25 protein-coding genes and 1 tRNA gene are annotated in these 24,015 nt (G+C 72.8%); 18 read left to right on the forward strand and 8 right to left on the reverse strand.

Annotated features, from left to right (window positions below):
• Positions 1 to 77: 77 nt before the first annotated feature.
• The 6 genes from ACFCZ1_RS29515 (at position 78) to ACFCZ1_RS29540 (ending at position 5,107) form a co-directional block, all read left to right on the forward strand.
• Positions 78 to 935 carry a hypothetical protein gene (locus ACFCZ1_RS29515; protein WP_376681322.1) on the forward strand — a complete coding sequence of 286 codons (858 nt, stop codon included), beginning with the start codon at positions 78 to 80 and terminating at the stop codon, positions 933 to 935.
• Positions 932 to 1,732, forward strand: a complete 801-nt coding sequence (locus ACFCZ1_RS29520) for a hypothetical protein (RefSeq protein ID WP_376681323.1) — start codon at positions 932 to 934, stop codon at positions 1,730 to 1,732. The genes ACFCZ1_RS29515 and ACFCZ1_RS29520 overlap by 4 nt, the downstream gene beginning before the upstream one ends.
• On the forward strand, positions 1,729 to 2,682 hold the full coding sequence (locus tag ACFCZ1_RS29525) for a hypothetical protein (RefSeq protein ID WP_376681324.1): 954 nt from the start codon (positions 1,729 to 1,731) through the stop codon (positions 2,680 to 2,682). The genes ACFCZ1_RS29520 and ACFCZ1_RS29525 overlap by 4 nt, the downstream gene beginning before the upstream one ends.
• 288 nt (positions 2,683 to 2,970) lie before the next feature.
• Positions 2,971 to 3,543 carry an FABP family protein gene (locus tag ACFCZ1_RS29530; protein ID WP_376681325.1) on the forward strand — a complete coding sequence of 191 codons (573 nt, stop codon included), beginning with the start codon at positions 2,971 to 2,973 and terminating at the stop codon, positions 3,541 to 3,543.
• A 97-nt stretch (positions 3,544 to 3,640) separates the two neighbouring features.
• Positions 3,641 to 4,096 (forward strand): Fur family transcriptional regulator, encoded by a 456-nt coding sequence (locus ACFCZ1_RS29535; RefSeq protein ID WP_376681326.1) that lies wholly within the window; start codon positions 3,641 to 3,643, stop codon positions 4,094 to 4,096.
• Between the two features lie 42 nt (positions 4,097 to 4,138).
• On the forward strand, positions 4,139 to 5,107 hold the full coding sequence (locus ACFCZ1_RS29540) for a YgfZ/GcvT domain-containing protein (RefSeq protein WP_376681327.1): 969 nt from the start codon (positions 4,139 to 4,141) through the stop codon (positions 5,105 to 5,107).
• 57 nt (positions 5,108 to 5,164) lie between these two features.
• On the opposite strand, the gene dtd is transcribed toward ACFCZ1_RS29540, so the two are convergent.
• On the reverse strand, positions 5,165 to 5,590 hold the full coding sequence (gene dtd, locus ACFCZ1_RS29545; protein ID WP_376681328.1) for a D-aminoacyl-tRNA deacylase: 426 nt from the start codon (positions 5,588 to 5,590) through the stop codon (positions 5,165 to 5,167).
• A 136-nt stretch (positions 5,591 to 5,726) separates the two neighbouring features.
• On the opposite strand from dtd, the gene ACFCZ1_RS29550 reads away from it, so the two are divergent.
• The 6 genes from ACFCZ1_RS29550 to ACFCZ1_RS29575 all read left to right on the forward strand — a co-directional run bounded on the left by ACFCZ1_RS29550 (position 5,727) and on the right by ACFCZ1_RS29575 (position 10,117).
• Positions 5,727 to 6,332, forward strand: coding sequence for an AmfC protein (locus ACFCZ1_RS29550; RefSeq protein ID WP_376681329.1), 606 nt, complete (start codon positions 5,727 to 5,729; stop codon positions 6,330 to 6,332).
• An 83-nt stretch (positions 6,333 to 6,415) separates the two neighbouring features.
• Positions 6,416 to 7,660, forward strand: a complete 1,245-nt coding sequence (locus ACFCZ1_RS29555) for a GNAT family N-acetyltransferase (protein WP_376681330.1) — start codon at positions 6,416 to 6,418, stop codon at positions 7,658 to 7,660.
• Positions 7,661 to 7,809: 149 nt separating this feature from the next.
• The gene (locus tag ACFCZ1_RS29560) at positions 7,810 to 8,571 is read left to right on the forward strand and encodes a putative protein N(5)-glutamine methyltransferase (protein WP_376681331.1); all 762 of its coding nucleotides are present in this window, start codon (positions 7,810 to 7,812) and stop codon (positions 8,569 to 8,571) included.
• 71 nt (positions 8,572 to 8,642) lie between these two features.
• Positions 8,643 to 9,038, forward strand: a complete 396-nt coding sequence (locus ACFCZ1_RS29565; protein ID WP_376681332.1) for a helix-turn-helix domain-containing protein — start codon at positions 8,643 to 8,645, stop codon at positions 9,036 to 9,038.
• A 23-nt stretch (positions 9,039 to 9,061) separates the two neighbouring features.
• A complete protein-coding gene (locus tag ACFCZ1_RS29570) occupies positions 9,062 to 9,649 on the forward strand; it encodes a hypothetical protein (protein ID WP_376681333.1) in 588 nt (195 codons plus the stop codon).
• A 126-nt stretch (positions 9,650 to 9,775) separates the two neighbouring features.
• Positions 9,776 to 10,117, forward strand: coding sequence for a DUF2516 family protein (locus ACFCZ1_RS29575; protein ID WP_376681351.1), 342 nt, complete (start codon positions 9,776 to 9,778; stop codon positions 10,115 to 10,117).
• 84 nt (positions 10,118 to 10,201) lie between these two features.
• On the opposite strand, the gene ACFCZ1_RS29580 is transcribed toward ACFCZ1_RS29575, so the two are convergent.
• The 3 genes from ACFCZ1_RS29580 to ACFCZ1_RS29590 form a co-directional block, all read right to left on the reverse strand.
• On the reverse strand, positions 10,202 to 11,554 hold the full coding sequence (locus tag ACFCZ1_RS29580) for a PP2C family protein-serine/threonine phosphatase (RefSeq protein WP_376681334.1): 1,353 nt from the start codon (positions 11,552 to 11,554) through the stop codon (positions 10,202 to 10,204).
• Positions 11,555 to 12,493: 939 nt separating this feature from the next.
• Complete coding sequence (locus ACFCZ1_RS29585; protein WP_376681335.1) at positions 12,494 to 13,618, reverse strand: NlpC/P60 family protein; 1,125 nt, start codon at positions 13,616 to 13,618, stop codon at positions 12,494 to 12,496.
• A gap of 177 nt (positions 13,619 to 13,795) precedes the next feature.
• Positions 13,796 to 14,626, reverse strand: coding sequence for a class I SAM-dependent methyltransferase (locus ACFCZ1_RS29590; protein WP_376681336.1), 831 nt, complete (start codon positions 14,624 to 14,626; stop codon positions 13,796 to 13,798).
• A 218-nt stretch (positions 14,627 to 14,844) separates the two neighbouring features.
• Between ACFCZ1_RS29590 and mshA the strand changes: the two genes are divergently transcribed.
• Together mshA and ACFCZ1_RS29600 are read left to right on the forward strand one after the other, a co-directional pair.
• Positions 14,845 to 16,215 carry a D-inositol-3-phosphate glycosyltransferase gene (gene mshA, locus ACFCZ1_RS29595; RefSeq protein ID WP_376681337.1) on the forward strand — a complete coding sequence of 457 codons (1,371 nt, stop codon included), beginning with the start codon at positions 14,845 to 14,847 and terminating at the stop codon, positions 16,213 to 16,215.
• The gene (locus ACFCZ1_RS29600) at positions 16,208 to 16,738 is read left to right on the forward strand and encodes a YbjN domain-containing protein (protein WP_376681338.1); all 531 of its coding nucleotides are present in this window, start codon (positions 16,208 to 16,210) and stop codon (positions 16,736 to 16,738) included. The genes mshA and ACFCZ1_RS29600 overlap by 8 nt, the downstream gene beginning before the upstream one ends.
• Positions 16,739 to 16,777: 39 nt before the next feature.
• Here the strand turns inward: ACFCZ1_RS29600 and ACFCZ1_RS29605 are convergent, their stop codons facing one another.
• Positions 16,778 to 18,145, reverse strand: coding sequence for an MDR family MFS transporter (locus ACFCZ1_RS29605; RefSeq protein ID WP_376681339.1), 1,368 nt, complete (start codon positions 18,143 to 18,145; stop codon positions 16,778 to 16,780).
• Positions 18,146 to 18,298: 153 nt separating this feature from the next.
• On the opposite strand from ACFCZ1_RS29605, the gene ACFCZ1_RS29610 reads away from it, so the two are divergent.
• Both ACFCZ1_RS29610 and ACFCZ1_RS29615 read left to right on the forward strand, forming a co-directional pair.
• Positions 18,299 to 19,057, forward strand: a complete 759-nt coding sequence (locus ACFCZ1_RS29610) for a phosphoglyceromutase (RefSeq protein ID WP_376681340.1) — start codon at positions 18,299 to 18,301, stop codon at positions 19,055 to 19,057.
• A gap of 224 nt (positions 19,058 to 19,281) precedes the next feature.
• Complete coding sequence (locus ACFCZ1_RS29615; protein WP_376681341.1) at positions 19,282 to 19,740, forward strand: hypothetical protein; 459 nt, start codon at positions 19,282 to 19,284, stop codon at positions 19,738 to 19,740.
• A 94-nt stretch (positions 19,741 to 19,834) separates the two neighbouring features.
• Here the strand turns inward: ACFCZ1_RS29615 and ACFCZ1_RS29620 are convergent.
• Together ACFCZ1_RS29620 and phoU are read right to left on the reverse strand one after the other, a co-directional pair.
• Positions 19,835 to 19,909 (reverse strand) — tRNA-Trp (locus tag ACFCZ1_RS29620).
• 437 nt (positions 19,910 to 20,346) lie between these two features.
• The gene (gene phoU / locus ACFCZ1_RS29625; RefSeq protein ID WP_136213730.1) at positions 20,347 to 21,024 is read right to left on the reverse strand and encodes a phosphate signaling complex protein PhoU; all 678 of its coding nucleotides are present in this window, start codon (positions 21,022 to 21,024) and stop codon (positions 20,347 to 20,349) included.
• A 214-nt stretch (positions 21,025 to 21,238) separates the two neighbouring features.
• Between phoU and ACFCZ1_RS29630 the strand changes: the two genes are divergently transcribed.
• Positions 21,239 to 22,438: a sensor histidine kinase gene (locus ACFCZ1_RS29630; protein ID WP_376681342.1), complete on the forward strand. Its 1,200-nt coding sequence runs from the start codon at positions 21,239 to 21,241 to the stop codon at positions 22,436 to 22,438.
• A 35-nt stretch (positions 22,439 to 22,473) separates the two neighbouring features.
• Complete coding sequence (locus tag ACFCZ1_RS29635; RefSeq protein WP_030387286.1) at positions 22,474 to 23,154, forward strand: response regulator transcription factor; 681 nt, start codon at positions 22,474 to 22,476, stop codon at positions 23,152 to 23,154.
• 109 nt (positions 23,155 to 23,263) lie between these two features.
• Here the strand turns inward: ACFCZ1_RS29635 and ACFCZ1_RS29640 are convergent, their stop codons facing one another.
• On the reverse strand, positions 23,264 to 23,947 hold the full coding sequence (locus ACFCZ1_RS29640; protein ID WP_376681343.1) for a DUF461 domain-containing protein: 684 nt from the start codon (positions 23,945 to 23,947) through the stop codon (positions 23,264 to 23,266).
• Positions 23,948 to 24,015 lie beyond the last annotated feature (68 nt).

Raw genomic sequence — 24,015 nt, forward strand, 5'->3', positions numbered from 1 at the left:
AACTGCGTCCCCCCGGAACGGATCATGGATACGCGCGGGTAATCGAACCCGTGTCGCACGTCCTGTGGGGGGACCCTTTGGAACACGAACGAACCAGCCCCGAGCAGCGCGGAGAGGGGGAGGGCGGTCCGGCGCCGGACACTTCGGCCCCTCCCTCCGCCGTCTCCGCCGCTCCCGCGGCCGCCGACGCCCCCGTCCCCGGCACCACACCGGCTCCCCGCCGGGGCCGGGCGCGCACGCCCCTGCTGATCGCCGGCGCGTCCGTCCTCGGCATCCTGGCCGGCACGATCACCGGCTACGCGGTCCAGTACCACCGTCCGCCGACCCCGCTGCCGCCGCTCGCGCAGCAGAAGCTCCCCGCGCCCGGGGCGCTCGCGCCGGACGACGCGACGACGCACCAGACGATCAACGCCAACCGCTGGCATACGTCGGACGGCGACCTCACCAAGCTCCTGATCGGGGCGCCGGACGGCGCCGAGACCCTCGAGGAACCCGGTTACGAGACGCTCGACTCCTTCGCGACGAGCTTCAAGGCGCCGGACGCCGTCCTCAGCGACTTGGCGCACGACGGCCTCCGGCGGATCGCGGCCGTCACCTGGCGCAAGGACGAGCAGATCACGGAGGTCCGGCTGGTCCAGTTCAGGGACTTCTCCGGTGCCGACGAGTACCAGCGGGACCAGTCGTCCTACATGGGCGAGAAGGACTACGCGGGCAATGGCGGGGTGGCCATCCCGGGCGTCCCCCCGGGCCTCGGACACGTCTGGGTCCATTCCGAGACCGACGAGAAGCCCGGGTACTACCCGGTGCGCCAGTCCCGGGCCGTCGTCCGCCGCGGCGACATCGTCGTGCAGATCTTCCACAACGACCAGCGCGGCAGGAACATCGCCGAGAGCGACCTCATCGAGCTGGCCAAGCGACAGCTGGAGCGCCTGTGACCGAGCCGCAGAACGACGCGACCGAGGCTCCCCGGCCGCCCGAGTCCGAGCCGGTGGAGCCCGCGCGCAAGGTCGGCCGCAGGAAGCTCGCGCTCGTCGCCGCGGGCGTGGCCGTTGCCGTCCTCGCGGGCGGCGGTGTCTGGGCGGCCTCGGCCCTCGGGAACGCCGACCGGAGCGCGCCCACGGCCTACTGGGTCGCTGAGGGCGAGCGGATGCCGAAGGCCGGGGAGACGGGCCCGGTGCCCGCGAACGCCCTCACGGGCAAGCTGCTCCCGGTGCCGCAGGACTACTCGCCGGGACCGGACCTCGACGGTGACGGCAACGACTTCTTCGTCACCGGAGAGAAGGCCATCGAGGGCCTCAAGGAGGCGGGCGGCGGACTGTCCACCTCGGAGCGCAAGAAGCGTGACGAGGCCCTGGCCGGCCTGAAGCTCAAGGGCCTGGCCGGGCGCGGCTACACCGGGCGCCAAGGCGACCTGGTCATCGAGGTCCGCATCACGCAGGCCGACCCGCAGACGCTGGGGGCCTTCTCCGAGGTCAGCAAGAAGCTCCTCGACATCACCGGCGACGGCCGCGAGGCGCCGAAGGTGGACGGCTACCCGGATGCCAGGTGTGCGCTGGTGGCCGTCGGCGAGGAGAAGAAGGAGAAGATCGACTCCCTTTACTGCGTGGCGGTCGAGGGCGACGTGATGCTCAACTTCCGCGCGTACGGCCGCAAGCCCTTCCCGACCTCCGATGCCGTCGGGTTCCTCAAGAACCAGCTGAGCCACCTGAAGTCCCCCGGGGAGTCCGTGTGACCGAGCAGAACACCGCCGAAAGCGTCTCCGGCGCTCCCTCCGGGCGGCCGTCGGCCCCCGGGGCCCCCGCAGCGGAGGCCCCCGAGGCCGTTCCGGCAGCTCCGGCAGCTCCGGCCGCGCAGGCTCCGGACCCGGCCCCGGAGACCGCGGCTCCCGAGCCGGTGCAGACCCCCGCCGGGTCGGCGGCGCCCAAGGACCGGCGCACGCTGTACGCCGTCCTGCGCTGGACGGCCGCGGCCGTCGCGTTCGCCGGCTTCGGCACGGGCGCCGCGTACGCGATCAGCCAGCCCGCGCGCACCGACGTCCCGGGTCTCTCCACCCACGACGACGGCCGCTGGGTCTACCCGGCCCTGGCCAAGCCGCCCCTGCCCCCCGGCGCGCCCCTGCCCTTCGCCAAGGACAACCCGGACGGCATCCACTACGCGGGCCTGACCGAGCTGCTCCTCCCGGCACCGAAGGGCTCCACGCCGGACGCCGCGCTCAAGCTGGAGAAGGACTCCGTGGTGTCCCAGGAGACCTTCCTGGAGGAGTACGACCCCACCGTGCGCGAGAAGCTGAAGCAGGGCTTCACCGACAACGGTCTGCGCCAGATCGTGGCGCGCGGCTGGACCACCGCGGACGGCACCCGCACCCGGGCCTACATGCTGCGCTTCCACTCGTCCGGCTTCGCCGACGCCTTCACGGGCTGCGGCGCCGACATGACGCTGAACGGGGTCAAGCGCATCGAGGCCGACGGCGACTGGGCCAAGGCCAAGGCGTCCCAGTCCCAGCCGTACCTGCGCGGGATCTCGGTCCGCAAGGAATCGGCCCCGTTCGGCGACGAGCAGGTCAGGGCCGCGTGCATCCAGTCCGGTGACATCCAGGCCGTGATCCTGCAGACCCGCAAGGGCGAGGTGGCCGCCGTCCCCCTCCACCAGACGGTGATCCTGCAGCACCAGTTGCTGGGCTGAGCCCCGGCGGCCCCCGCGACGGGCGCAACGGGCGCAACGGGCCACCTCACAGAGTGCGCCGGTCCCCGGGCCAGTAGGCTTGGGGACCGGCCGTACCTCCCCCGAACGAATCCTCCGAGGAGCACCCCGTGCTTGAGGCAGTCTTCACCTCCCTGCTGGTCCTGGTCTGCGTCGGCGTCCTCGCCTTCACCGGCCTGGCAGTCAAGAAGCTGTACCAGGGTCAGCGCTGAGCATCCGCCCAGCAGACCGCGCCGGAACCCCTCCCACAGATCGCCTGAGCAGCCAATCATGATCCAGATCCCGTCCGACCTGAATCCGGGACTCGTCCCCCTCGCCTTCCTCCTCGGCAACTGGGAGGGCGCGGGAGTCTTCGACTTCCCGGGCGAGGAGAAGTGCAACTTCGGCCAGGAGGTCGTCTTCAGCCACGACGGCCGGGACTTCCTCCACTACACGTCCCACACCTGGGTCCTCGACTCCGAGGGCCAGAAGGTGAGGCCGCTGGAGTCGGAGTCGGGTTACTGGCGCATCGACAAGGACCGCAAGGTCGAGATCGTCATGGTCCGCGACCAGGGCGTCGTCGAGATCTGGTACGGCGAGCTCGCCGATCAGAAGCCCCAGATCGACCTGGCCACCGACGCCGTCGCCCGCACCGCCGCCTCCGGCCCCTACAGCGGTGGCAAGCGGCTCTACGGCTACGTGAAGAGCGACCTCATGTGGGTCGGCGAGAAGGCCACCCCGGAGGTCGAGCTGCGCCCGTACATGTCGGCCCAGCTGAAGAAGGTCGTCACGCCCGAGGAGGTCGCCGAGATGGCGCGCAACCTCCCGGACATGCCGGACGACGGCATCGCCTTCTTCCGCTGACCGGAGCCGGGCCGGACCGGCCGGACATATCCACAGGCTGTGCAGGAAGGGGACCGCGGGCAGTCCGCGGTCCCCTCCGCGCGCTTACACTGGCCGGGTGGTGAGCACCGAGAGCACCGAAGGCACCGACTGGAAGACCGACCTGCGGCAGCGCGGATACCGCCTGACGCCGCAGCGCCAGCTCGTCCTGGAAGCGGTCGACGCCCTGGAGCACGCCAGCCCGGACGAGATCCTCGCCGAGGTGCGCAAGACCGCCTCCGGCGTCAACATCTCCACCGTCTACCGCACGCTGGAGCTGCTGGAGGAGCTGAAGCTCGTCTCGCACGCCCACCTCGGCCACGGCGCGCCCACGTACCACCTCGCCGACCGGCACCACCACATCCACCTGGTCTGCCGCGACTGCAGCGACGTCATCGAGGCCGATGTGGACATCGCCGCCGAGTTCACCGCCAAGCTCCGCGAGACGTTCGGGTTCGAGACCGACATGAAGCACTTCGCGATCTTCGGCCTGTGCAAGAAGTGCGCCGCCAAGCACCGCGACGGCCACGCGTAGGCAGCGTGGGCCCCGTCCGGGCAGGGTCGTACGCTTGGTCCCATGACCAGCAGCCCTTTGCTCCATCTCCCCGGCGCCGTAGCGGCCGAAGGCCGTGACGAGGGCGTCGCCGCCCACTACGGAGAGCTGTACGGCGAACAGCGCGCCCTCGCGGACGGCCGCGGTTTCGTCGACCTCTCGCACCGCGGAGTCGTCACCGTCACCGGACCGGAGCGGCTGAGCTGGCTGCACCTGCTGCTGACCCAGCACCTCACCGAGCTGCCGGCCGGGCAGGCCACCGAGGCGCTGATCCTCTCCGCCCACGGACACATCGAGCACGCGCTCTACCTCGTCGACGACGGCGAGACCACGTGGGCGCACGTGGAGCCGGGCACCGAGGGCGAGCTGATCGCCTACCTGGAGTCCATGAAGTTCTTCTACCGCGTCGAAGTGGCCGACCGCACCGGGGAGTTCGCGGTCGTGCACCTGCCGGCCGGCTCCATCGCCGAGGTCGCCGAGAAGCTCGTCGTACGGGAGACCGCGCACGGCCGGGACGTCTTCCTGCCCCGTGCCGAGCTGGAGGCCTTCGCCGCCTCGCACGGCCCGGCCGCGGGCCTCCTCGCCTACGAGGCCCTGCGCGTCGAGGCGCACCGGCCGCGGCTCGGCCTGGAGACCGACCACCGCACCATCCCGCACGAGCTGGGCTGGATCGGGACCGCCGTGCACCTCCAGAAGGGCTGTTACCGCGGCCAGGAGACGGTGGCCCGCGTCCACAACCTGGGCAAGCCCCCGCGCCGCCTGGTCTTCCTGCACCTGGACGGCTCCGAGGTGCTGCTCCCGGCGCACGGCGCGCCCGTCCGGCTCGCCGCCGACGGGGAGGAGGGCCGACAGCTGGGGTTCGTCACCACAGCCGTCCGCCACCACGAACTGGGCCCGATCGCGCTCGCGCTGGTCAAGCGGAACGTGCCGGTGGACGCGCCGCTGCTGGCCGGCGGGACGGCCGCCGCGCAGGAGGTCGTCGTGGCGCCCTGACCTGCGGTGCCACCGGCCCGCGAACCTGCGGGCTCACGGGCTCACGGGCCGACGGGCCTATACGTCGATGACGATGGTGAACGGGCCGTGGTTGGTGAGCGAGACCCGCATGTCCGCGCCGAACCGGCCCGTCTCCACCGTCGCGCCCAGCGCCCGCAGCTGCGCCACGACCTCGTCCACCAGCGGCTCGGCCACCGGTCCCGGCGCGGCCGCGTTCCACGTGGGCCGACGGCCCTTGCGGGCGTCCCCGTAGAGCGTGAACTGGGAGATCACCAGCAGCGGCGCGTCCACGTCACTGCAGGACTTCTCCGCGTCCAGGATCCGCACGGACCACAGCTTGCGTGCCAGCACCGCCGCCTTCTCCGGCGTGTCGTCGTGGGTCACCCCCACCAGCACGCACAGCCCCTCGCCGACGATCTCGCCCACCGTCTCGCCGGCCACGACGACGCTCGCGCCGTCCACCCTCTGCACCACAGCTCGCATACCACCTGTGTACCAGGCGTGCACCCATCAGGGGCCGATCGGGTGGCGTGGGACTGCACCGGCACCACGGAGAGTGGCACGATGCACGCAGGCGGTGCGGGTGCGCCGCACCGGTCGAGGGGACGGACTCGTTCGCATGAATACTTCTGGTACCTCGGTACCGGCATCGCCCGGGCCCATGTCCGCTGCCGCGGTACGACCGCCCGCGCAGCGCACCTCCGACGCGCCGGGAACGGCCACGGCGACGACCGCCGTCACGGTGGCGGCCGCCCCGACCAGCGCGCTCGGGCTGCCCGAACTGCGCGCGCTGCGCCGCGACGCGCAGCGCGACGAGGCCGACCTGAGCTACGTGCGCCGCCTGCTCCAGGGCCGCATCGACATCCTGCGGGCCGAGCTGGCCCGGCGGACCGATCCCGAGACGCCGGTGGTGGACCGGCTCTCCGAGATCCTCGCCGACGCGCCCTCCCGCCGCAGCGCCTCGGCCCGGCACGTCACGCTCGGCACCCCGCACAGCGAGGAGTACCGGCTGCTGGCGGCGGAGATGCTGGCCGACGTGGAACTCTCGGACCTCGGCGCGCGCACGGACGGCGAGCTGTACGACGGCATGGGCAAACTGGTCCGCTACGAGCAGCAGGTCTCGTGGCGCCGCCAGCAGCTCCAGCGCACGGTGGACGAGTGCAGCGAGGAGATCACCCGCCGCTACCGGGAGGGCGAGGCGCAGGTGGACGACCTGCTGGTCTGAGGCGCCGCAGGCCGTCGCAGGCCGTCGCAGGGCGCCGGAAAACCGGGCGACTTGGGCAGGCCCGGCGATTAGCGTGGAACATTATGAGTGCTGACGTCCGGCCGATCGCCGAATCCGAACTCCACGAGTGGTCGAATACCCTGAACGCGGGGTTCCTGACCCCGGCCCGGGTCACGGAGGCCGATGTCGCCCAGCGGGCCAAGCACAACGACCTCGCCCGCGTCCAGGGCGCGTTCGACACCGACACCGGCCGCTGCGTGGCGGCCTTCCGCTCCTTCGCGCAGGAGTTGACCGTGCCCGGCGGGGCGGCCGTTCCCGCGAGCGCCGTATCGAACGTGGCGGTGCTGGCCACGCACCGCCGCCAGGGCATTCTGACCCGGATGATGGCCGCGGAGCTCGCCGCCGCCCACGCCCGCGGGGACGTGGTGTCGACGCTGGTCGCCGCCGAGTACCCGATCTACGGGCGGTACGGCTACGGGCCCGCGGCCACTGCGTCGGAATGGGAGATCGACGTACCGCGGACCGGACTGGACCGGCACCTGCCCCCCGACCTGGACGGCGGCCGGATCGACTTCGTGGACGCCGCCGAGGTCCGGCGCGTGGGTCCCGGGCTGCACGAGCGGCTGCGCGCGGTCACGCACGGGGCGGTGGACCGTGACGAGCGCTGGTGGAGCCTGACGACCGGCCTGGAGGAGATGTCGTACCGCCCGTACCGGGACAAGTTCCACGCCGTGTACCGCACGGCGGCCGGTGAGGTGGCGGGCCTGGTCACCTACCAGGCCGACGACCACTGGACGGACGCGAAGCTCCCGCAGAACACCGTGCAGGTCAGGGACCTGCTGGCGGTCACTCCCGAGGCGCAGCGGGCGCTGTGGCACTTCCTGTGCTCCATCGACTGGGTGCTCAAGGTCCGCACCGGTTACCGGGCCCCCGACGACCTGGTCACGCAGCTTCTGCCCGACCCGCGTTCCGCCCGCCCGGTGACTTGCGCGGACTTCCTGTGGGTGCGGCTGCTGGACGTCGTACGGGCGCTGAGCGCGCGGACGTACGCGGTGGGCGGGGTGCTCGTGCTCGACGTGACGGACGCGACGGGCCCGGCGGGCGGCCGCTACCGGCTGGACGCGGGCGCCGGTACGTGCGAGCGGACCGGGGAGGCCGCGGACCTGCGGCTGGACGTGTCCGTACTGGGCTCCCTGTACCTGGGTGACGAGTCCGCGGTGCGGCTGGGCGCGCTCGGCCGGGTGGCCGAGGAGCGGCCGGGGGCGCTGGCGCTGGCCGACGCGGTGTTCCGCACGGCGCGCCGGCCGTGGTGCCCGGACGTCTTCTGAGCCCTCGGCCGCGTGAACCGTCGCCCCCGGGCTGCTTTGCCCCTGGGCCGCTTCGCCTCCGGACCGCTGGACGGCGGCGCGTGCGGGGCGGCGACCCTATCGTTTGATCATTCTGATGGCCGACCTGTGAGCACCGAGGACTGAGGTATTTGACGACTGTCGTGGAACAACTGCGTGCGGCGGGCTGTGTCTTCGCGGAGGAGGAGGCGGACCTGCTGGTCGCGGCCGCGCGGGACGAGGGCCACCTGGCGGAGCTGCTGGGCCGGCGGGTCGGCGGCGAACCGCTGGAACACGTGGTGGGCTGGGCCGACTTCTGCGGGCTGCGGATGGAAGTGGGCGCCGGGGCCTTCGTGCCCCGCCGGCGCACCGAGTTCCTGGTGGCGGAGGCGGTGGCGCTGGCCCCGCCCGGCGCGGTCGTGCTGGACCTGTGCTGCGGCGTGGGCGCCCTGGGCGCGGCGGTGGCGGCGCGGGTGCCGGGCGGTGTGGAGCTGCACGTGGCGGACGTCGACGCGGCGGCGCTGGCGTACGCGCGGCGCAACGTGGCTCCGTACGGCGGCAGCGTGTGGGAGGGCGACCTGTACGCCCCGCTCCCGGCGTCGCTGCGCGGACGGGTGGACGTGCTGGTGGTCAACGCCCCGTACGTACCGACGGAGGAGATCGGTTTCATGCCGTCGGAGGCGCGGGACCACGAGCCCCTGGTCTCCCTGGACGGCGGCGCGGACGGCCTGGACGTCCACCGCCGGGTCGCGGCGGGCGCCCTGCCCTGGCTGGCCCCGGGCGGGCACCTGCTGATCGAGACGAGCGATCGCCAGTGCCCGTCGACGGCCGCGGCCCTGACCTCGGCCGGCCTCGCGACCCGCGTGGTGACCTCGGAGGAGTTGTACGCGACGGTGGTCGTCGCCGCGGTCTGACCGCTTCACGGGTGGGAGATGTTGCAAGCGTCTGCTTGCAATAGTTAGCAAGATGGGGCAGGATTCAGTACATGGCAACGCTCAACGTCGGAAACCTCGGCGAGTACCTCCGTGAGCAGCGTCGGCAGGCCCAGCTCTCGCTGCGGCAGCTGGCCGACGCCGCGGGGGTGTCGAATCCGTACCTGAGCCAGATCGAGCGCGGGCTGCGCAAGCCGAGCGCGGACATCCTCCAGCAGCTGGCCAAGGCGCTGCGGATCTCCGCGGAGACGCTGTACGTGCAGGCCGGGATCCTGGATGAACGGGACCGGGACGAGGTGGAGACGCGGGCCGTCATCCTCGCCGACCCGTCCATCAACGAGCGGCAGAAGCAGGTGCTGCTCCAGATCTACGAGTCGTTCCGCAAGGAGAACGCGCTCGACACGCCTGATGAGGCCGACGAAGAGACCCCGTCGAAAACGACGGACTGAACTTGATCCGGGAGGACCAGCACATGGCCATCGCCGATGACCTGAAGAAGACCCTCACCGACCCCACCCCGCTCTACTTCGCGGCCGGCACGGCCGACCTCGCCGTGCAGCAGGCCAAGAAGGTGCCGGGGCTCATCGAGCAGCTGCGCGCCGAGGCCCCCGCGCGCATCGAGGCCGTGAAGAACACCGACCCGAAGGTCGTGCAGGAGAAGGCCAGGGAGGCGGCCAGGGAGGCGCAGGAGGCGGTCGCCGCCAAGGTCACCGAGGTGTTCGGCGCGATCGACCCGAAGAAGCTCGGGGAGACCGCTCAGGACCTGGCGCTGCGCGGCGTCGGCGTGGCCGCCGAATACGCGGTCCGCGCCAAGGAGACGTACGACAAGGTCGCCGAGCACGGCGAGCAGGCCGTCCGCGCCTGGCGGGGCGAGGTCTCCGAGGAGATCGTCGAGATCGCCGTGGCCGTCGAGCCCCACGCCGAGCCGGCCGCCGGGTCCGTTTCCGAGCCCGCCGCCGCCGAGGCGTCCGCCGGTGAGGAGAAGCCCGTCGCGAAGCGGACCACCGCGCGCAAGAGCACGGCCAAGAAGGCCACCGTCACGGCGGGCGACGAGAGCTGAACAGCATGACCGACGGCGGGCCGGGCACCTTGAGGGTGTCCGGCCCGTTGTGGTTCATGAGGGCGTTCGTGCCGGTAGCGTGGAATCAGGCGCGTGCAACACGAGCATGAGAAGGCGGTCGAAGCGATGTTGATGGATGGGTTCGATCGAGGCGTGATCCCGCTGCTCGGGCTCGCCATGCTGGCGCTCGCCGTGGTGGCCTTCGTGTTCGCGCTGCTGGGGCGTGAGGACGCCTACCGGGCGGCCGGCAAGCAGACCAAGACCTTCTGGCTGGTCATCCTGGGCATCACCGTCGTCGTGGACTTCTTCCTGCCCGGGATGCTGTTCCTGACGATCGCGGGCCTGGTCGCGACCATCGTGTTCCTCGTCGACGTGCGCCCCGCGCTCAAGCAGGTCTCGGGCGGCGGGCGGCGCAGCGGCGGCAGCAGCAGCGACGGGCCGTACGGGCCGTACAACGGCGGGCGGTAGCCGCTTCCGCCGCTCCCGCCGCTCACGGCTGCTGCGGTGTGCCGGTCGCCAGACCCGCCGTCAGGACCGCCCTCAAGACCGCCGTCAGGATTCGGCGCGGGAGAGCAGGACCACGGCCACGTCGTCGGTGAGCTCGCCCCCGTTCAGGCGGCGCGCCTCGGTGACGGCGGCCTCCAGCAGCCCCTCGCCGCTCAGCCCCCGGTCCAGGTGGCGGTTGATCATCTCGACCATGCCGTCCTGCCCGAGACGTTCCTTGCCCTCGCCGATCCGGCCCTCGATCAGCCCGTCGGTGTAGAGCATCAGGCTCCAGGTGCCGCCGAGCTCGACCTGACGCCGCGGCCAGCGGGCCTTGGGCAGCAGGCCCAGTGCGGGGCCGCTGTTCTCGTACGGCAGGAGCCGCGCGGGGCGGCCCGGCCTGGATATCAGCGGGGCCGGGTGCCCGGCCAGGCACAGGCCCGCGCGGCGGCCGTCGGGCGAGATGTCCACGGTGCACAGCGTCGCGAAGATCTCCTCGCAGGGGCGCTCCACCTCCAGGACCTCCTGGAGCGTGGCCAGCAGGTCGTCGCCGCACAGGCCGGCCAGGGTCAGGGCGCGCCAGGCGATGCGGAGCTCGACGCCGAGGGCGGCTTCGTCGGGGCCGTGGCCGCAGACGTCGCCGATCATGGCGTGGACGGTGCCGTCGGGGGTGCGGACCGTGTCGTAGAAGTCGCCGCCCAGGAGGGCCCGGCTGCGGCCGGGACGGTAGCGGGCGGCGAAGCGGAGGTCGGAGCCCTCCAGGAGGGGGTTGGGGAGCAGCCCGCGCTCCAGACGGGCGTTCTCCTGGGCGCGCAGTTTCGATTCTGCAAGCTTGTACTGGGCGATGTCCGCCCGTTTCCGCTCGACCGCGTAGCGGATGGCGCGGCTCAGCAGCCTGCCGTCCAGCTCGTCCCGGAAGAGGAAGTCCTGGGCGCCGACCCGCACGGCCTCGGCGGCGCGCTCGGCGTCGGCCTCGGGGGTCAGGACGAGGACGGCGTGGTGCGGGGCGATCCGGAGCACCTGGCGGAGGGCGGCCAGCCGGTCCACGGCGGTGGCGGTCGTGGTGGCCGACGCGGACGCTGACGGCGGCGGCGGCGACGGTGTGCGGGGGCCCGTGTCCGGGAGGGACAGGTCGAGCAGGATGCAGTGCACGTCGGGGGTGAGCAGCCGTGCGGCTTCGGTGAGGTTGCGCGCGGTGCGGAGCCGGATGCGGTGGCCGTCGGCGTCGAGGATCTCGGGGACGGTGAGGTCGCCCGTCGGGTCGTCCGCGATGACCAGGAGGGTCAGTGAGGTCGTGTGCGGGGCCGGCTGCGCGATGGCCTCCGCGGCCGCCTCGGTGAGGGGCGGTACGGCGGTGTGCAGAAGGGGCTGACCGCTCTCCGTGGCCGGGATCTCCCTCTGCCGCGGTACGGGTACGGGCATCGTCTCCGGTTCCTTCCCTCCCCCCGAGGGTGCGCTCGTCCGGCAGACCCTAGCGCTCCGGTACCGGCGAGCGGAATGCCGTTCTGGGCCAAGGCCACGGTCATATGCCGTTATCGCGGGGGAAAATCGGCCTCACTGGATGACAAAGGTCACGCGGGGGCCGTGTCCGTCCCGTCTTGCGAGACGCGTCGGCCGCCTGATCGGTTGCCTCCACCACCCGGGGCCGGGGCCGCCGGAGCAGGACCGGGGCCCGCTTCGGCCAGTGACCAGCACCGCCCGCCTGCGATCCCGGCCCGGGCGAGGTCGTCTGCGGGCCGCGCGCGAAGCCCGACCACCGCGTCCCTGCCGGTGCCGGCCCGTGACCGAGGGCGGGGCCTGTGCCGGGCCGCGGGGGAGTCCCGGCAGCCCGGCCCGCGCGGCTGACCGCGCGAGCCCGGAGCGAGGCGTCCGGCCCGGGCCCCGTGCCGTCCCGGCAGGAGGCAGGTCCGACCCGGGGCCCAAGCGGGGCTGCCCGCAGTCGGTCTCCGCGCGGCTGACGCCCGTTGCCCGTGCGGCTGACGGCCGGGGGTGAGGTGTCCGGGCCTCGTGGCGTCCCGGCCAGGGCAGGCCCGGCCCGGGGGCCCGTGCCGGGCCGCGGCTGACCGCCCGAAGCCCGTCGCCCGTGCGGCTGACGGCCGGGGGGTGAGGTGTCCGGGGGTCGGCCCTCGTGCCATCCCGGCCAGGGCAGGCCCGGCCCGGGGCCCGTGCCGGGCCGGGCCGAGTGCCCGCAGTCGGTCCCCGCGCGGCTGAGTGCCCGTGGCCCGTCGGCTTTGCGCCGGGGGTGAGGTGTCCGGGCGCCGGGCCTCGTGCCGTCCCGGCAGGGGCCGGTCCTTGGCCCGTGCCGGGCCGCCAGGGAGTTCCGGCAGGGCCCGGCACGGGTCGGCGGCTGGGCGGCCCGGGCTACGCGTCCGGGCGGACGACCGCCTTGATCGGCATGGACCCCGCGCCCGCCATCGTCACGTTCCGGCCGGGGCGCGGGGCGTGGACCATCGCGCCGTCGCCCACGTACATCGCGACGTGGCTCGCGTCGTCGAAGTAGATGATCAGGTCGCCCGGGCGCATGTCCTTGAGCGCGACCTTCGGCAGCAGCCGCAGCTGCTCCTGCGAGGTGCGCGGGATCGCCTTGCCCGCCGCCAGCCAGGCCTGGGAGGTCAGGCCGGAGCAGTCGAACGAGCCCGGACCCTGGGCTCCCCAGACGTACGGCTTGCCGATCTGGGCGGTGGCGAACTGCACCGCCCGCTTCCCGGCCTCCGTCGCCGCGCCGTTGACGTCCTTCATCGCGCCGGTCGACAGCCACGCCGTCTGCGCCTTGTACTGCGCTTCCTGCTCCAGCTGGATCAGCCGGGCCTTCTCCTCGGCTTCGAGCTTGTTCTCCAGCTCCTCCGCCGTCTTGATCTTCTCCTCGATCTCCTTCTTCGACGCTTCCTGCTTCAGCCGGTTGGCCTCCAGCGTCGCCCAGTGCGCGTTCGCCTCCTGCGCGTACTGGTTCAAGTCGCTCTGCGTCCGGTCCAGTTCGACCAGCATGTCGGACGCGGCCTTCTCGCCCTGCTTCAGCCGGCCCGCCCCGTCGAGGAATTTGCCCGGGTCGTCGCTCAGCGCCAGCTGCGCGCCCGCCGGCAGCCCGCCCGAGCGGTACTGGGCACGCGCGGCCGCGCCCGCGCGGCTTTTCAGGGCGGTGATCCGCTCCTGGCCGGCGACGATCAGGTTGGCGATCTCGACGATCTTGTCCGACTGGGCCTTGGCCTCGGCCTCGGCGAGGTTGTAGGCGTCCGTGGCGGCGCCCGCCTGGCGGAAGAGGTCCTCTATCTCCTTGCGGACCTGCTCCAGGGACTTGGCTCCCGGCTCGGGCGCGGGCGCGGCCGGCGCGGCGGGTGCCGCCGGTGCCGGCGCCGCATACGCCATGCCCGTCGCCAGGCCCGGTGCAGTCAGTACCGCCATCGCGCACAGCAGCACGAGAGCGCCTGCGCCTCGCTGTCGCCTTTCGGCCCCCATGGTCCCCCCAGGCACCCGCGTCAGACTCCGCATCACCGTGCAAGAAATCTGACTATTCGTCAGTAACTTATCCCGCCTTCGGGATGGTGCCACGAGTCGATGAATTGCAACACCCTCACGGGCGCCCGACCGATCTTGTCCGCCCCCACGGGCCCCATCCCTGACGGCTCAACGGGCGATCCGCATCACCGGTTCCCCATGGCGCTGCTTTCACCCCGTCGGGCGCAACGCCTCCCAGCGCACCGTCAGTTCTCCCTGCCGCCACCGCACCGGCCCGTCCGCCAGCGGCCAATCCCCGGACAGGGCCCGCGCCGTCCGGATCCAGCGCTGCCGGGCCCCGTACGAGGCGTACGGAGCGGCCGCCGCCCACGCCCGGTCGAAGTCGCGCAGGAACGCGTGCACCGGTTCGCCCGGCACATTGCGGTGGATCAGCGCCTTCGGCAGCCGCTCCGCCAGGTCCGAGGGGCGCTCCAGGGAACCCAGCCGGGTCGCGAAGGTCACCGTGCGCGGCCCCTGCGGCCCGAGAGCCACCCACACGTGCCGCCGCCCGATCTCGTCGCAGGTCCCCTCCACCAGCAGCCCGTCCGGCGCCAGCCGCGCGCACAGCCGCTCCCACACCGCAGCGACCTGCTCCTCGTCGTACTGGCGCAGGACGTTCGCCGCGCGGATCAGCGCCGGCCGCTCGCCGCCGCCCGGCCCGTCCAGAGGGACCTCGAAGCCGCCGTGCCGGAAGCTCAGCCCCTCCCGCTCGTACGGTTTCGCCGCAGCGACCCGGGCCGGCTCGATCTCGATGCCGACCACCCGGACCCGCGGCGCCGCCTCGCGCAGCCGGGCCAGCAGCTCGACCGCCGTCCAGGGTGCCGCCCCGTAGCCGAGGTCCACCGCGACCGGCGCCTGGGCGCGCCGCAGCGCCGCCCCGTGGGTGGCGGCGATCCAGCGGTCCATCCGGCGCAACCGGTTCGGGTTCGTCGTCCCGCGCGTCACCGAGCCCACAGGGCGGCCGGGGGCGCGGCTCGGGGGCGGGGTCGTGCGGGAGGCCATGAGCCGAGCGTAAGCGGAGCGCCCTCGCCGGACGAAAACCCGGGCTCTCCCCATGCCCCGCGAAGAAACATCGAGGAAATCCGCAGACCCCGGAATGCGCGGGGCGGCCATCCGGGTTGCACTGCTTGCAGGGCGCCGAGTGCGCTCCTGCAGTCATGCCGTCCGTGTGGCCGGTCCGACCGTCCGAGTGGCCCGTCCGAGCGAGAGGAACTGCTCCCTTGAGCCAGTACGTGTCCCGCATCAGCGGCCGTCTCGCCGCCGCCCGCGCCACCCGCCACGAGCCGCCGCGCATGCGTCTGCCGGCGGTGGGCCACCACCGCAAGCCCCGCCGCGTGGCCATGCTCAGCGTGCACACCTCACCGCTGCACCAGCCCGGCACCGGCGACGCCGGCGGCATGAACGTCTACATCGTGGAGCTGGCCAAGCGCCTCGCGGCGATCAACATCGAGGTCGAGATCTTCACCCGGGCCACCGAGGGCGGCCTGGCGCCCGTGGTCGAGCTGGCCCCCGGCGTCCTCGTACGGCACGTGGACGCGGGCCCGTACGAAGGCCTCGCCAAGGAGGAGCTCCCGGCCCAGCTGTGCGCCTTCACCCACGGCGTGATGCAGGCCTGGGCCGGCCACCGGCCCGGCTACTACGACCTCGTCCACTCGCACTACTGGCTCTCCGGTCACGTCGGCTGGCTCGCCGCCGAGCGCTGGGGCGTACCGCTCGTGCACGCCATGCACACCATGGCCAAGGTCAAGAACGCGGCGCTCGCCGAGGGCGACACGCCCGAGCCCGCGGCCCGCGTCATAGGCGAGACCCAGATCGTGGCCGCCGCGGACCGGCTCATCGCCAACACCGCCGAGGAAGCCGACGAACTCGTCCGGTACTACGAGGCCGACTCCCGCAAGGTCGCCGTCGTCCACCCCGGCGTGAACCTCGACCGCTTCACGGCCGGGGACGGCCGGGCCGCCGCCCGCGCCCGCCTGGGCCTGCCGCAGGACGCCGTCATCCCGCTCTTCGCGGGCCGGATCCAGCCCCTCAAGGCCCCCGACATCCTGCTGCGCGCCGTCGCCGAGCTGGTCGACCGGGACCCCTCGCTGCGCAGCCGCCTCTTCGTCCCCGTCGTCGGCGGTCCCAGCGGCAGCGGCCTCGCCAAGCCGGAGGGCCTGCAGAAGCTCGCCGCGAAGCTGGGCATCGCCGACCTCGTCCACTTCCACCCGCCGGTCGCCCAGGACGGGCTCGCGGACTGGTTCCGTGCGGCGTCCGTACTGGTCATGCCCTCGTACAGCGAGTCCTTCGGGCTCGTCGCCATAGAGGCCCAGGCCACCGGTACGCCGGTGCTCGCCGCCGAGGTCGGCGGACTGCCCGTCGCCGTCGACGACGGGGTCACCGGCATCCTCGTGCCCGGCCACGACCCCGTGGACTACGCGCGGGAGCTGCGCCGCTTCGTCGACGAGCCCGGGCTCGCCGACCGGATGGGCGCCGAGGCCGCCCGGCACGCACAGTTCTTCGGCTGGGACACGGCCGCGAGCGGCACGGCCGACGTGTACACCGCGGCCATGCATGATCATCGCCGTCGCGTACGCTCCCACCATGGCTGACACCGCCGACACCGCCGACATCGCCGGCACCGCTGACTCCGTCGACATCGCCGCGATCATCGAGGGCACCCTGACCGGCGCGGAGCTGAGCTGGGAGAGCCCCGAGCCGGGCTCGTACGTGGTCCAGCTCCCCGGCACCCGCAAGCTGAGCACCACCTGTTCGCTCCGGGTCGGCCGGCACTCGCTGTCGGTCAACGCCTTCGTGATCCGCCATCCGGACGAGAACGAGGCCGGTGTGCACCGCTGGCTGCTGGAGCGCAACCTCAAGCTGTACGGGCTGAGTTACGCGGTCGACCGCCTCGGCGACGTCTACCTGACGGCCCGGCTCCCGCTGTCCGTGGTCACCCCGGACGACCTGGACCGGCTGCTCGGCACGGTCCTGGAAGCGGCGGACGGCGCCTTCAACACCCTGCTGGAGCTCGGCTTCGCGACCGCGATCCGCCGGGAGTACGCGTGGCGCGTGTCCCGCGGCGAACCGACCTACAACCTCGACGCGTTCAAGCACCTCACCCGGCCGTCCTGACCCGACCGGTGCTCCCGGCCGGCACTCCCGGCCGCGGGCCTACGCCTCGGCGGCGGCGGGGAGCGGCGCGGACCCCGCGGTGGTGGTGCCGCCGGCCCCGGCCTCCGCGTCGGCCGTGACCCCGGCCCCGGCCGTGACCTCCGCGTCGGCCGTGACCTGGGCGCCGACCGTGACCCCGGCCCCGGCGCCCGCACCCCGGTCGCCCTCGGGGAGCCCCCGCATCAGCAGCCAGTACCCGACCCCCGCGACCGTCCCCAGGGCCGCGGTCGTCCCCCACAGCCAGCCCGCCCCGAACCGGTCGATCACGAAGCCCGCCAGCAGCGGCGCGATCAGCGAGGCCACCGCCCAGGACAGCGTGTACATCCCCTGGTAGCGGCCGCGCCCGTGCAGCGGGGAGAGCCGCGCGACCAGGCTCATCTGGGTCGGCGAGTTGATGATCTCGGCCAGCGTCCACACGCAGACGGTCAGCGCGATCACCCCGATCGAGCCGCCGAAGGCGGTGAGCCCGAAGCCGTACCCCGCCAGCAGCGCCGAGATCACCAGTAGCTTCTGCGGGTCGCGGTGCTCGATGAACCGCGTGACCGGGATCTGCAGCAGCACGATCAGCACGCCGTTCACGGCGATGGCCATGCCGTAGTCGCCCGTGCTGAAGCCCGCCGCCCCCATCGCCAGCGGCAGCCCGAACGACCCCTGCATGAAGATCAGCGAGATCAGGAACGACAGCCCGACCACGCCCATGTAGTGCCCGTCGCGCAGTACCGTCCCGAGCCCGATCTCCGCCTCGGCCGCCTCCGAGGCCGCGTCCCCCTTCTCGGGCCGCGACTCGGGCAGCTTCACGTACACCAGGACCGCGCAGACCAGGGTCAGCGCCGCCTCGCCCAGGAACCCGGCCAGGTAGCTGTACTCGGCCACGAAGCCGGCGACCGTCGAGGAGACGGCGAAGCCGAGGTTGATCGCCCAGTAGTTGAGCGCGAAGGCCCGCACCTGGTCTTCGGGGCGGACGATGTCGGCCATCATCGCCTGCACGGCCGGGCGCGACGCGTTCGAGGTCATGCCGACCAGCAGCGCGACGGCCGCGATCGCCGCCGGGTGCTCCATGAAGCCCAGCAGCGCGACGGAGAGGGCGGTCGAGGCCTGCGCGGCCATCAGTGTGGGCCGTCGGCCCAGCCGGTCGGTCATCACGCCCGCGACGAGCGAGGAGACCACGCCGCCGAGCCCGTGGAGGGCGACGACGAGTCCGGCGAAGGAGGCCGAGTAGCCCCGGTCCAGCGTCAGGTACAGGGTCAGGAAGGTGGCGACGAAGGCCCCGAGCCGGTTCACCAGGGTGCTCGCCCACAGCCACCAGAACGCACGCGGCAGACCCGCCACGCTCTCCCGGGCGGCCCGTCTCAGACTGGCAGCGGACATAAGGAATCCCCCCGGGTGATGTAAGTGTCCCTGTGGCTCCTGGCACGTTACGAGTGGCGGTCTCGCGGCGCCACTGGATTGACGCCCGCCGTCAATCGGGCGGGCGTGGACACCGCGCGCGAGCGGTCCGGCACGTCCATTAGGCTCGTACGCATGGCCGACGCACCGTACAAGCTGATCCTCCTCCGTCACGGCGAGAGCGAGTGGAACGCGAAGAACCTGTTCACCGGCTGGGTGGACGTCAACCTCAACGAGAAGGGCGAGAAGGAGGCGGTCCGTGGCGGTGAGCTGCTCAAGGACGCCGGCCTGCTCCCCGACGTCGTGCACACCTCGCTCCAGAAGCGTGCGATCCGCACCGCGCAGCTGGCGCTCGAGGCCGCCGACCGTCACTGGATCCCGGTCCACCGCTCCTGGCGCCTGAACGAGCGCCACTACGGCGCCCTCCAGGGCAAGGACAAGGCCCAGACCCTCGCCGAGTTCGGCGAGGAGCAGTTCATGCTGTGGCGCCGCTCGTACGACACCCCGCCGCCGGCCCTCGAGGACGGTACGGAGTTCTCGCAGTCCGAGGACCCGCGCTACGCCTCGATCCCGCCGGAGCTGCGCCCGCGCACCGAGTGCCTCAAGGACGTCGTCGTCCGGATGCTCCCGTACTGGTACGACTCGATCGTCCCGGACCTGCTGGACGGCCACACGGTGCTGGTCGCCGCGCACGGCAACTCCCTGCGTGCGCTGGTCAAGCACCTGGACGGCGTCTCCGACGCCGACATCGCGGGCCTGAACATCCCGACCGGCATCCCGCTCTCCTACGAGCTGGACGCCGACTTCAAGCCCCTCAACCCGGGCGGCACCTACCTCGACCCGGCCGCGGCCGCGGCCGCCATCGAGGCCGTCAAGAACCAGGGCAAGAAGTAACCCTGCTCCACGCCCCACGAAGAAGCCCCCTGCCCGCGGTTCTCCCCGCCGGCAGGGGGCTTTTCGCTGTCCGCGGGTCCCTGTTCCCTCCCGTCAAGTCACGGTTTCCCGTGCCGTGACGCGGACGCGGCCGTCCCGCCTACTGGAGGTCGGGTCACGCCACGGGCCGACCCGCCACGGATCCGGCGGCCTCTGCGCCGGACGCAGACCTTCAAGGAGCAGCAATGTCCCACGACCTCCACACCCCGGCCGCCGGCCGGACCAAGCGCCGGATCGCCCGCCTCGGGATGGCCCTCACCTCGGCGGCCTTCGTCTCCGGAGCCGTCGCGCTGCCGGCTTCCGCGGTGACCGCGCCCTCGGCCCACGCCTCGGTCGTGAGCGTCCGCTCCTACGACGACCCCAACCGCGAGCCCGGCGGCGGCGCCTACGGGCCGAACACGTGCAAACAGGGTTATGTCTGGCGCGACAGCTACGAAGGCGACGTCCTGTGCGTCACGCCGGACGAGCGCCGGCGGGCCCACGACGCGAACCCCAACCGCCAGCCCGGCGGTGGCGCCTACGGGCCGGCCACGTGTCTGCCGGGCTATGTCTGGCGTGACAGCTTCGACGGCGACACCCTGTGCGTCACGCCCGCGGAACGCCAGCAGGCCAGGGACTACCACGGCTCGCACCTCGTCGGGTAGATCCCCCGCCGGGGCCGGGGCACGAGCCCGCCCGCCCGCTGCCCGGCGGTGGCGGGGGGCTCTGCGCGCCCGGGTCGGCGCACGGGATGGAGGGCGGACCCGGCCGGAGTCGAACCGGCGTCCTCGCGGTTTTGGAGACCGCGCGCGACGACCTCTGCGCTACGGATCCGCCCCCGCGGGCATCGTAGGGGGCCCGGCGGGCCGCCCGCCGGGTCGGGTCGGGGCCTCGCCGGACCCGGGTACGGCGAAGGGCCCCGGCCGAGGGAATCGGACGGGGCCCTTGGCGTGCGTCGAGCCGGGCGGGCGGGTGGGTCAGCCGCCGCACTGGCAAGGGGCGCCGGACTGGCAGCCGCAGCCGCAGCCCGAGCCGCAGCCACAGGCTGCGAGCAGGGGCAGGCGCAGTGGTTCCGGCCTCGGCGGCCGCTCCTGCTCCGGGGTGATGGGTACGGGGGAATCGGGCATGGTTCCTCCTCGTGGGCGGCGTGCGGGACTTCGCACGATGGACCGCCTCGCCTCATTCATGCCCAGCCACACCGGCGCGTCAACGGCGCATTGGGGCTCGCCGCCCCGACGGCCCGGGCGCCGCCCGCCCGGTGCCCCGTACGGTCAGACGCCCTCGACCTGGGTCGGCGGCTGCAGCTCGTCCGCGTGCTCGCCCGTCACCAGGTAGACCACGCGCTTGGCCACCGAGACCGCGTGGTCGGCGAAGCGCTCGTAGTACCGGCCCAGCAGCGTCACGTCCACCGCCGTCTCGATGCCGTGCTTCCAGCGGTCGTCCATCAGGTGCTGGAACAGCGTGCGGTGCAGGTGGTCCATCTCGTCGTCGTCCTGCTCCAGCTGGAGGGCGAGGTCGACGTCCTTGGTGATGATGACCTCGGCCGCCTTCGCCATCAGCCGCTGGGCCAGCTGGCCCATCTCCAGGATGGTGGCGTGCAGGTCCCGCGGCACGGCGGTGTCCGGGAAGCGCAGCCGGGCCAGCTTGGCCACGTGCTGGGCCAGGTCGCCGCTGCGCTCCAGGTCCGCGCTCATCCGCAGCGAGGTCACGACGATGCGCAGGTCGGTGGCGACCGGCTGCTGCCGCGCCAGCAGCGCGATGGCGCGGGCCTCCAGGTCGTGCTGCAGGTCGTCGACCTTCTGGTCGGCGGCGATGACACTCTCGGCGAGCTTCAGGTCGGCGTCGAGCATGGACGTCGTGGCCCGCCCGATCGCGGAACCGACCAGCCGGGCCATCTCGACCAGGCTCTCGCCGATCGAGTCCAGTTCCTCGTGGTACGCGTCACGCATGTCTGGTGTCCCTCTCTTGACCTACTGCACAACTGCCCGGGGGTCGGCCGGGGTGGCCTCTTGCCCCACGTTGACACGGTGAGCCGCCAACGCGTCCGACGCCGGCACCACAAGTGAATCAACCCCGTCGCCACGGTGAACTCTGGGCGACGACTGTTCGAGCTGCCACCCGAACGGCTGTGGAAGTGTCGTTGCGCCTGCTTAACCTGGATCCATGGACGTGAACGCGGCGGTCGCCGCAGCTGCAGCGATCGCCGGTCTTTGCACCGGTGTGATCGCCATGCTGGCGTTCCGCTGGAGCGAGCGCGACCAAGCCCGCCCCACCCGGAGCTCCATGCGCCCCGACATCAACGCGGTGCTCCCGCCCGGCGTGGACACCGTCCTCTCCGTGCTCCGTTCCTCCGCCGTCGTCCTGGACGAGGGCGACGCGGTGGTCAAGGCCAGCTCGGCGGCGTACGCACTCGGGCTGGTCCGCGGCGGGAAGCTCGCCGTGGAACCCATGCTCCACATGGCCCGTGACACCCGCCGCGACGGGGAGATACGCCAGGTCGAGCTGGACCTCCCCCGGCGCGGTACCGGCCGCGGCGAGGCCCTCGCCGTCTCGGCGCGCGTCGCCCCGCTCGGCTCCCGCCTGGTGCTCCTCCTGGTCGAGGACCTCACCGAGGCCCGCCGCATCGAGGCCGTGCGCCGCGACTTCGTCGCCAACGTGTCGCACGAGCTGAAAACGCCGGTCGGCGCGATCTCCCTGCTGTCCGAGGCCGTCATGGACGCCGCGGACGATCCCGAGGCGGTCAGCCGCTTCGCGGGCCGCATGCAGATCGAGGCCACCCGGCTGATCAACCTCGTGCAGGAGCTCATCGACCTCTCCCGGGTGCAGAACGACGACCCGCTGGAGGACGCCGAGCCCGTCCGCGTCGACACGCTGGTGGCCGAGGCCATCGACCGGTGCCGCCACACGGCGTCCTCCAAACAGATCACGATGGCCGCGGGCGGCACCGCCGACCTGCGCGTCTGGGGAAACCGCGGACAGCTCGCCGCCGCCCTCGGAAATCTGGTCGAGAACGCCGTCAACTACAGTCCCGCCCGCACCCGTGTCGGCATAGCCGCGCGCCGGGTGACGGCGCCCGGGGGAGACTTGATCGAGATCGCCGTGACCGACCAGGGCATCGGCATCCCGGAAAAGGACCGCGAGCGCATCTTCGAGCGCTTCTACCGCGTGGACCCGGCCCGCTCCCGCGCCACGGGAGGAACGGGCCTCGGCCTTGCGATCGTGAAGCACGTAGCGGCCTCGCACGGCGGGGAGGTGTCGGTGTGGAGCTCGGAGGGCCAGGGCTCCACGTTCACGCTGCGACTCCCCGAAGCAGCCGCGCCGGCCCCGGCGACGGCCCCCGCCTCCGCCCCGTCCCTGCCCTAGTCAGCAACAGTCATTCCTGCCCCGGAGGTCCTTCCGTGACCCGAGTGCTCGTCGTCGAGGATGAGGAATCCTTCAGCGACGCCCTGTCCTACATGCTCCGCAAGGAGGGCTTCGAGGTCGCGATCGCCGCGACCGGGCCCGACGGGCTCGACGAGTTCGAGCGCAACGGCGCCGACCTCGTCCTCCTCGACCTGATGCTCCCCGGGCTGCCCGGCACGGAGGTGTGCCGGCAGCTGCGCGGCCGCTCCAACGTCCCCGTGATCATGGTGACCGCCAAGGACAGCGAGATCGACAAGGTCGTCGGACTGGAGATAGGAGCCGACGACTACGTCACCAAGCCCTTCTCCTCGCGGGAGCTGGTCGCCCGCATCCGCGCGGTCCTGCGCCGCCGCGGCGAGCCGGAGGAGGTCACCCCGGCGGCCCTGGAGGCGGGCCCCGTACGCATGGACGTGGACCGCCACGTGGTCACCGTCGCCGGCGGGAAGGTGGACCTGCCGCTCAAGGAGTTCGACCTGCTGGAGATGCTGCTGCGCAACGCGGGCCGCGTGCTGACGCGCATGCAGCTGATCGACCGGGTCTGGGGCGCCGACTACGTCGGTGACACCAAGACCCTGGACGTCCACGTCAAGCGCCTGCGCGCGAAGATCGAGCCGGACCCGGGCGCGCCGCGCTACCTGGTCACGGTGCGCGGCCTCGGCTACAAGTTCGAGCCGTAGGCCGGACCGTACCGCCGCCCTGCGCCGCGGTCGTGCATGCGGGAAGGGCCCCGGTCGCCGATGCGACCGGGGCCCTTCCCGTGTGCGTTCGCGTACGCCGCTCCGTGGCTCAGTGGCCGGCGCTGTGCGAGGCGCCGCCCGACGGCGTGCCGGTGGCGCTGCCGGAGGGGGACCCGGAGGGGCTGCCCGAGGCCGCACCGGTGGCGGCACCCGAGGGGCTGCCGGACGGGCTGCCGGAGGGGCTGCCCGACGGGGTGGAGCCGGCGGCCGGGGCCGGGGCGGCGGTGGGCCCGTAGGGCGCGTAGTAGCCGGTGGCCGGGACCACGAGGGCCTCCAGCGCGACGTCGCCGGTGCTGCTCAGCTGGAAGACGACCCCCTGCAGGTCGCCGTCCTTGGCGGCCTCGGAGCCGCCCTCGATGACGGCGGAGGCGTTGCCCTTGCCGCCCAGCACCACGGAGCCGCCGGCCGGCACGGTGACCTTGCCGGTGCCCTCGGCGGCCTTCAGCACGACCTTGCCCTTGCCACCCGCGAGGGTGATGCCGTCGAGGGTCTGCGCCTTGGTGCCCGAGTTGAAGAGCGTCGCCGAAACGGCCGCGGGGCCCTTCTTGTCCTTCTCGCCCTGGCTGATCACCAGTGCGTTCTGGACCTGGATCTCGCCCTTGGTGACGGAGGCGTTGTCCGGCTTGATCTGGAGGGTCTGCGCGTCGTTGCCCGCACCGCATGCGGCCAGCGAGGCGATCGAGAACACGACGGCAGTGGCGGCGAGGGCGCCGCGTCGAAGGCTGCGGCTCACGGCGGCGGCAACTCCTTGGACGAACGGAAGGGGCGGGTGGGCTCTTGGAACGGCCGAGGTAAAGCCGC

This window comes from Streptomyces sp. NPDC056224, assembly GCF_042267665.1.
GTDB lineage: Bacteria > Actinomycetota > Actinomycetes > Streptomycetales > Streptomycetaceae > Streptomyces.

Bases quoted from the DNA above. Each gene is read 5' to 3' on its own strand.
- ACFCZ1_RS29530 (WP_376681325.1), top strand. From the start codon at position 2,971: ATGATCCAGATCCCGTCCGACCTGAATCCGGGACTCGTCCCCCTCGCC.
- ACFCZ1_RS29540 (WP_376681327.1), top strand. From the start codon at position 4,139: ATGACCAGCAGCCCTTTGCTCCATCTCCCCGGCGCCGTAGCGGCCGAA.
- dtd (WP_376681328.1), bottom strand. From the start codon at position 5,590: ATGCGAGCTGTGGTGCAGAGGGTGGACGGCGCGAGCGTCGTCGTGGCC.
- ACFCZ1_RS29550 (WP_376681329.1), top strand. From the start codon at position 5,727: ATGAATACTTCTGGTACCTCGGTACCGGCATCGCCCGGGCCCATGTCC.
- ACFCZ1_RS29555 (WP_376681330.1), top strand. From the start codon at position 6,416: ATGAGTGCTGACGTCCGGCCGATCGCCGAATCCGAACTCCACGAGTGG.
- ACFCZ1_RS29565 (WP_376681332.1), top strand. From the start codon at position 8,643: ATGGCAACGCTCAACGTCGGAAACCTCGGCGAGTACCTCCGTGAGCAG.
- ACFCZ1_RS29570 (WP_376681333.1), top strand. From the start codon at position 9,062: ATGGCCATCGCCGATGACCTGAAGAAGACCCTCACCGACCCCACCCCG.
- ACFCZ1_RS29575 (WP_376681351.1), top strand. From the start codon at position 9,776: ATGTTGATGGATGGGTTCGATCGAGGCGTGATCCCGCTGCTCGGGCTC.
- ACFCZ1_RS29580 (WP_376681334.1), bottom strand. From the start codon at position 11,554: ATGCCCGTACCCGTACCGCGGCAGAGGGAGATCCCGGCCACGGAGAGC.
- ACFCZ1_RS29585 (WP_376681335.1), bottom strand. From the start codon at position 13,618: ATGCGGAGTCTGACGCGGGTGCCTGGGGGGACCATGGGGGCCGAAAGG.
- ACFCZ1_RS29590 (WP_376681336.1), bottom strand. From the start codon at position 14,626: ATGGCCTCCCGCACGACCCCGCCCCCGAGCCGCGCCCCCGGCCGCCCT.
- ACFCZ1_RS29600 (WP_376681338.1), top strand. From the start codon at position 16,208: ATGGCTGACACCGCCGACACCGCCGACATCGCCGGCACCGCTGACTCC.
- ACFCZ1_RS29605 (WP_376681339.1), bottom strand. From the start codon at position 18,145: ATGTCCGCTGCCAGTCTGAGACGGGCCGCCCGGGAGAGCGTGGCGGGT.
- ACFCZ1_RS29610 (WP_376681340.1), top strand. From the start codon at position 18,299: ATGGCCGACGCACCGTACAAGCTGATCCTCCTCCGTCACGGCGAGAGC.
- ACFCZ1_RS29615 (WP_376681341.1), top strand. From the start codon at position 19,282: ATGTCCCACGACCTCCACACCCCGGCCGCCGGCCGGACCAAGCGCCGG.
- phoU (WP_136213730.1), bottom strand. From the start codon at position 21,024: ATGCGTGACGCGTACCACGAGGAACTGGACTCGATCGGCGAGAGCCTG.
- ACFCZ1_RS29630 (WP_376681342.1), top strand. From the start codon at position 21,239: ATGGACGTGAACGCGGCGGTCGCCGCAGCTGCAGCGATCGCCGGTCTT.